The 6,508-nt window shown below is 67.5% G+C and carries 7 protein-coding genes; 6 read left to right on the forward strand and 1 reads right to left on the reverse strand.

Going from position 1 to position 6,508, the window contains the following annotated elements:
- On the reverse strand, positions 1 to 353 hold a 353-nt coding region (locus tag OXU43_03605), incomplete at its 3' end, for a hypothetical protein (GenBank protein MDD9824242.1).
- Positions 354 to 542: 189 nt separating this feature from the next.
- On the opposite strand from OXU43_03605, the gene OXU43_03610 reads away from it, so the two are divergent.
- The 6 genes from OXU43_03610 to kdsB are packed head-to-tail and all read left to right on the forward strand — an operon-like array spanning position 543 to position 6,216.
- A complete protein-coding gene (locus tag OXU43_03610; protein MDD9824243.1) occupies positions 543 to 2,873 on the forward strand; it encodes a DNA internalization-related competence protein ComEC/Rec2 in 2,331 nt (776 codons plus the stop codon).
- Positions 2,874 to 2,918: 45 nt separating this feature from the next.
- Positions 2,919 to 3,623: a MotA/TolQ/ExbB proton channel family protein gene (locus OXU43_03615; GenBank protein ID MDD9824244.1), complete on the forward strand. Its 705-nt coding sequence runs from the start codon at positions 2,919 to 2,921 to the stop codon at positions 3,621 to 3,623.
- Positions 3,620 to 4,039 (forward strand): biopolymer transporter ExbD, encoded by a 420-nt coding sequence (locus OXU43_03620; protein ID MDD9824245.1) that lies wholly within the window; start codon positions 3,620 to 3,622, stop codon positions 4,037 to 4,039. Before OXU43_03615 ends, OXU43_03620 begins: the two co-directional genes overlap by 4 nt.
- A gap of 17 nt (positions 4,040 to 4,056) precedes the next feature.
- On the forward strand, positions 4,057 to 5,187 hold the full coding sequence (lpxK, locus tag OXU43_03625; GenBank protein MDD9824246.1) for a tetraacyldisaccharide 4'-kinase: 1,131 nt from the start codon (positions 4,057 to 4,059) through the stop codon (positions 5,185 to 5,187).
- 51 nt (positions 5,188 to 5,238) lie between these two features.
- Positions 5,239 to 5,484, forward strand: a complete 246-nt coding sequence (locus OXU43_03630; protein ID MDD9824247.1) for a Trm112 family protein — start codon at positions 5,239 to 5,241, stop codon at positions 5,482 to 5,484.
- On the forward strand, positions 5,485 to 6,216 hold the full coding sequence (kdsB, locus tag OXU43_03635; GenBank protein MDD9824248.1) for a 3-deoxy-manno-octulosonate cytidylyltransferase: 732 nt from the start codon (positions 5,485 to 5,487) through the stop codon (positions 6,214 to 6,216).
- The last annotated feature ends 292 nt before the right edge of the window (positions 6,217 to 6,508 follow it).

The raw sequence follows: 6,508 nt of genomic DNA on the forward strand, positions 1-6,508 counted from the left end.
GAGCCGGTAATGCTCCCGCGCGCCGCCGCCAGCTGCAGGACTTGCTCCACCGCAGTGCCGTGCAGTGCGTCTCTATTGCTGACCAGGCGGTCGGAATCCATGGTCAGCACCGGCACGGCGGCCAGTTCGCGAAAGGCGATCTCCTCGGCAGCGCGTTGGCGGAAATTCTCCCATTGCCTCACCTCGCTCGAGAATTGCAGGGTGCCGGCGGGCGGCGGGCGCGTCCACTCCGAGAAGCCGGGGCCGCCGCCGCCGCCACCGCCGCCGCCACCACCGCCGCCGCCGCAAGAACCAAGCAGAACGGTTGCCGATAGCAGCGCGCCAGGCAGTGCGCCGTGCCGCCGGCCGCGCATGGCGGGCGGGCAGGGCGGCCGTCTTCGGCTATGGTCGGGGCTAGATACAGGCGGGGGCGAAGCGATCATTGGGGACGGTGTATGGGCCTCTGGCTGCGCTCAAGCATAAAAATGCGGATGGTACAATAAAAGCAAAAGTGCCGGGAACGAGCTCCCGGCATCGGGAACATCGAGGAAAGGAGTCCGCTTTTGCGTTCAGGGACGATCGCATTCCTGCTCGGCGCCTGCTTGCTGTTGCACTGTACGCGGTTGCCGGCAGCGCAGTGGTCCTGGCTGTTGTTGCCGGCCATCCTGTTGCCGCTGCGCTGGCCGGCCTTGCGCTTCCCCTGTTGCCTCGCCGCCGGGTTCCTCTGGGGGCTGGCGCGCGCCGCGCCGCTGTTGGAGCGCGGCTTGGCGCCCGAGCTTGCGGACCGCCCCCTGGTCCTGGTCGGCGAGATCGCCTCCCTGCCGGAGCGGCGCGGGGACAGTCTGCGCTTCGTTTTCCGCATCGTCGAGCGGCGCCCGCCGCCAAGAGCGGATACAGGGTCGGACATGGCTCCGTCCGCGGCCCTGCCGGCTCGCGTCCGGCTCTCCTGGTACCGGCAGGCGGCGCGGCTCGTTCCCGGCGAACGCTGGCAACTGCGCGTGCGCCTGCGCCCGCCCCACGGCTACCGCAATCCCGGCGGTTTCGACTACGAGGGCTGGTTGTTCCGGCATGGCCTGCGGGCCACCGGTTACGTCCTGAACCATCCCGACAACCGCCGTCTCCCCTCCGTGCCGGGGCGGTTCCTGGACCGCTTGCGCCAGGAACTGGGCGCGGCGGTGCGTACCCGGCTCGCCGCCAGCTCCGAAGTCGCCGCCCTGGTGCAGGCCCTGGGAGTGGGAGACCGCAGCGGCATAAGCGCCGAGCAGTGGCGCGTCCTGCGCCGCACGGGCACGGCGCATCTGCTTGCGATATCCGGCCTGCACATCGGCCTGCTGGCCGCCTTTGCCGGCGGGCTGTCCCGTTGCATCCTCTTGCGGCTGTTGCCGGGCGCCCTGCTGGGCAAGGCCTGGGCGAGCCGGCTGCCTATCCTGATCGCCTGGGTCGCCGCCGCCGGCTATGCCGGCCTTGCCGGCTTCTCCCTGCCTACCCGCCGCGCCCTGCTTATGTTCTCCGTGCTGGCCGCCGCCTGCTTGCGCCGCCGCCGGCCGGCCTGGGATCAGGCGTTCTGCTGCGCCCTGCTCGCCGTACTGGTCGCCGACCCGCTGGCGCCGGCCGACGCGGGTTTCTGGCTCTCTTTCCTTGCCGTGGCCGGAATCCTCTTCGGTATGGCCGGGCGCCGCCTCGGCGCCGCCCCCGGTCGTTGGCTGCGGATGCAGCTGTTGGTTTCCCTGGCCCTGCTGCCCGTATTGCTGGCCTGGTTTGGCGGCTACCCGCTGCTGAGTCTGCCGGCCAATCTGCTGGCCGTGCCCTGGGTCACGTTCCTGGTCCTGCCCGCCGCGCTGGCCGGCATCGGCCTGCTGCCCTGGCTGCCCGCCATCGCCGCCATCCCCCTGCAATTTGCCGCCGCCGCGCTGGAGCTCCTGTGGCCGCTGCTGGAGTCTCTGACTGCCCTGCGCTGGGGGCTGTTGCAACCCCCGCAACCATCGTGGCCGGCACTGCTGCTGGCGGCGGCAGGCGTTTTCATGCTGTGTCTGCCGCGCGGGGTGGCGCCCCGCGCCCTGGGGTTCTGCTGCCTGCTGCCCGCCTTATTGCCGGTCCCGCCGCGGCCGGCGCCGGGGGAGCTGCACTTCGCTTTGCTGGACGTGGGGCAGGGGCTGGCGGCGGTGGCCCTTACCCGCAACCATACGCTGGTTTACGATACCGGGCCGCGGTTCTCGTCAGGGGGCGACAACGCGCGGATCACGTTGCTGCCCTACCTGCGTTCCCTGGGCGTGCAGCGGCTCGACCGCCTGGTGATCAGCCACGGCGACAGCGACCATGCCGGCGGCCTGGAGTCGGTGCTGGCGGAGTTTCCCGGCACGGAGGTCTATAGCGGCACGCCGGGAGCGCTGCCGCCGCCGGTAGCGGCCAAGCCATGCCGGGACGGATCGGTCTGGGACTGGGATGGCGTGCGCTTCGAGTTTCTGCATCCCGGCGACGACGATATCCTTTTGCAAGGCAACGACCGTTCCTGCGTCCTGCGGATCGCCGCCCAGGGGCAGCGGCTGTTGTTGCCCGGCGACTTGCAGGCCGCGGGCGAACGGGCCTTGCTCGCGCGCCACCGCCGCCGCTTGCGTGCCGAGCTGCTGTTGATCCCGCATCACGGCAGCCGCACTTCTTCCACGATCCCTTTCGTGACGGCGGTCGAACCCGCGCACGTGCTGGTCCCGGTCGGTTACCGAAACCGCTTCCGGCTGCCGAAACCGGATATAATTGCGCGCTATGCGAGGCGGGGGGCCATTGTTCGCTCTACCGCCAAAGAGGGTATGATCGAGGCGAGGGTGGCGCGAGGCGCTCTGCATTTGCGAAGTTACCGTGCCGCAAGGCGTCGCTTCTGGCACGAGCGGGTAGAATGAAAGGCCGGCGTCCGGGCGCCGGCGCCGCGTAAGGCAGGGGATACCATGCTGGAATTATTTCGGGCGGGCGGCCTGTTAATGTGGCCGATCCTGTTCTGTTCGATCCTGGCGACGGCGATCGTCATCGAACGGTTCTGGTCGTTGCGGCGGCGGCGCATCGCGCCGCGCACCCTGGTTGCCCAGGTATGGCACTGGGAAAAGGACGGGCACATAGACGCCCAGCGCATCCACGACCTGCGCCGGGGTTCTCCCCTGGGGCGGGTCCTGGCGGCCGGGCTCTCCAACCGCCGCCAGCAACGGGAGATCATGAAGGAGCGGATCGAAGAGGTAGGCCGCCACGTCAGCCATGATCTGGGCCGTTTTCTCAACACGTTGGGCACCATCGCCTCGATTACTCCCCTGTTGGGGCTGCTGGGCACGGTCATCGGCATGATCAAGGTGTTCGCGGTCATCACCGCACAGGGGGTGGGCAACCCCGTGGTACTCGCCGAGGGGATCTCCGAGGCCCTGCTGACCACCGCCGCCGGCTTGTCGGTGGCGATTCCCACTCTTATGTTCTACCGCTACTTTCGCGGCAAGGTAGAGGAACTGGTCGTGGCCATGGAGCAGGAGGCTATGCGGCTGGTGGAGGTCATATACGTGCATGGCAGGGCGGCGGGCCGGGAGGCGACGGAACCGCCGCCAAGGACCGCCGCCGGCAGCGCGCCTGCCTACCAACCGCTGGCGCGCAAATCGAAGCAGGCGCGATGAATTTCCGTTCGCGCAGCGCGGAGTCCGTGGACATCAACCTCACGCCTTTGATTGACATCGTTTTCCTGCTGCTGATCTTTTTCATGGTATCCACGTCCTTCCAGCGGGAATCCGAGATCGAGATCACCCTGCCTCAGGCCGGCCCGGAGTTGCTGGAGGTGCAGCCGGAGACGATCGAAATTGCCGTGGATGCCGACGACCGGATCTATGTCAATCAGGTTCAGATCGTCAACTCCAGCACCCGCACCGTCCGCGAAGCCTTGCAGGAACTGACCTTGGAGGCGGAAGATCCGACGCTGGTGGTCAATGCCGATGCCCGAGCGACGCACCAGGCGGTCATCCGCGTGATGGACGCGGCTCGCCAGCTCGGTCTCCAGCGGATCACCTTCGCCACCCGTTTCGAGGAATCTCGCTGAACTCCCCGCCCGCTCTTATGTCCGCGGCCAGCGTCCATGGTTTTTTGGAACGCCTCTGGTACGAGGAGCACTCCCTGGCTCCGGCGTTGCTGCCCTTGAGCTGGGCCTATCGCGCCGCGGTGGGGCTGCGGCGGTTCGGCTACCGGGTGGGAGCGTTGCGTCGCCACCGTCTGCCGGTGCCGGTAATCGTGGTCGGCGGCTTGGTCGTGGGCGGCACCGGCAAGACCCCGTTGACCGCATGGCTGTCGGAATTCTTCGGCAGACACGGCTACCGGCCGGGGATTGCCACCCGAGGCTACCGCGGCCGGGCGCGCTCCTGGCCGCAACGCGCGTTTCCCGGCAGCGACCCGCGCATGGTGGGAGACGAGGCGGTACTTCTGGCGCAACGCAGCCCGCATCCGGTGGCCGCCGACCCGAATCGCGCGCGCGCCGCCCGCAGCCTGGTAGAGCGCTGCGGTTGCAACCTGATCCTCTGCGACGACGGTCTGCAACACCTGGCCCTGGAACGGGATCTGGAGATCGTCGTGGTAGATGGCCAGCGCCGCTACGGCAACTGCTACTGCTTGCCCGCTGGCCCCTTGCGCGAACCGTTGTCGCGTCTGGCGCGGGCCGATATGATCGTCGCCAACGGACGCTGCAAGCATGGCGAGTTCCCCATGCGCTGCCTGCCCGCCCCCCTGCGGTCTCTGCTCGACCCGCTGCAACGTTCGCCCCTGAAAGACTGGGTCGGCCGCCGCGTCCATGCCGTCGCCGGCATCGCCGGCCCAGGGCGCTTTTTTTCCTTGTTGCGCCGCGCCGGACTGCAAATCCTCGAGCACCCCCTTCCGGACCACCATCGCTACCGGGCACGGGATATACGCTTTGCCGACAATCTCCCGGTGATCATGACGGAAAAAGACGCCGTCAAGTGCTACCCCTATGCGGACGCCCGTCATTGGTGTCTGCCCCTGCAGGTCGTCATGGGCCCTGCCTTTCAGCATCGCCTGCTTCGCCTGTTGAATACCGCCAGAGGCGCGAGAGAGGGGGAAGAGGACGCCGCGCCGCTATCCCGCCGGGAACGGCAGGGGCGGGTAGAGGTCCATTCCATGCCGGGCGGGTGCGGCGTCGCGAGTCCCTCGTCTCCTACGTTCCGATTGGAAAAAATTTAACTATCTAAATTAGATATATATTATAACTAATTGATATTTAATTATAATATTATGGAAAAGCGCTTGCTCGCGATCCTCGTCTGTCCGCTTACCGGCGGTCCCTTGCGCTACGACGCCAAGCGCCAGGAACTGTTGTCCGGCAAAGCCGGTCTCGCCTACCCGATACGGGACGGCATCCCGGTGCTGCTCGCCGACGAGGCACGCCCCCTGGCGCCCGAAGAATGCGCCGGCCTGCCGGGAGGCGCGCCGGAAGAGCCGCCGCCGCAAGAGAATCCTCCAGGGCGCCAGGGCCAATGAATGGACTACACGGTCGTCATCCCCGCCCGTTACGCCTCCACCCGCCTGCCGGGCAAGCCCCTGCTGGAGATCGCCGGCAAGCCGCTGCTGCAACACGTATGGGAAAAGGCCCGCGGCAGTTCGGCGCGGGCGGTGCTTATCGCTACCGACGACGAACGCATTGCCAGTGTCGCCCGGGGGTTTGGCGCCGAGGTTTGCCTTAGCTCCAGCGCGCACCGCTCCGGCAGCGACCGTATCTGCGAGGCCATCGAGGGCCGCGCGTTGCCAGACGATGCCCATATCGTCAACCTGCAAGGCGACGAACCCCTGTTGCCCTCCTGCCTGCTGGATCAGGTGGCCGCCGCCCTGGAGACACGCTCCCAGGCGGACATGGCCACTCTCTGCGCCCCCCTGGAACCCGGCACGGACGCGGCCGACCCGAACCTGGTCAAGGTAGTGCGCGACAATCAGGGGCGCGCCCTGTACTTCAGCCGCTGCCCGATCCCTCATGGCGCCCCCCGTCACTGGCGGCACATCGGTTTGTACGCCTATCGCGCCGGCTATCTGCGTCGCTTCGTGCGGCTGCCTCCTTGCGCTGCCGAGCGTGACGAACGGCTGGAACAACTGCGGGCGCTGCACCACGGCGCTTGGATCCATGTAGAGCTGGCGACCGCCCCTGTTGCCGCCGGCGTGGACACCGCTGCCGATCTGCAACGGGTGCGGGAACTGTTTCGGGCGCAGATAGATGCCTAAGAAAGCATCTTAAATTTAAGTTTTATATAGAAATAATATATGCCGTCCGCATCACTCCCCCCTTGAGGGGGAGTCGGCAAGACGAGGGCGCAAGCCCGAAGTCGCGCCGGTGGGGGGAGCATCTAAGCGCCTGCTACACCCCACCGCCCAGGAGAACCGCAAGGGCCGCCTAGACTCCCCCTCCAGGGGGGAGTGATGGGAAGAGTGAGGCGGAGGCAGGCGGAGGCGCCCCTTCGAGGCACGGCCTCAGGGCAATCGGTAGGTGATGCGGCCTTTGCCCAAATCGTAAGGG

The sequence above is a fragment of the Gammaproteobacteria bacterium genome (assembly GCA_028817255.1).
Taxonomy (GTDB): Bacteria; Pseudomonadota; Gammaproteobacteria; order Porifericomitales; family Porifericomitaceae; genus Porifericomes; species Porifericomes azotivorans.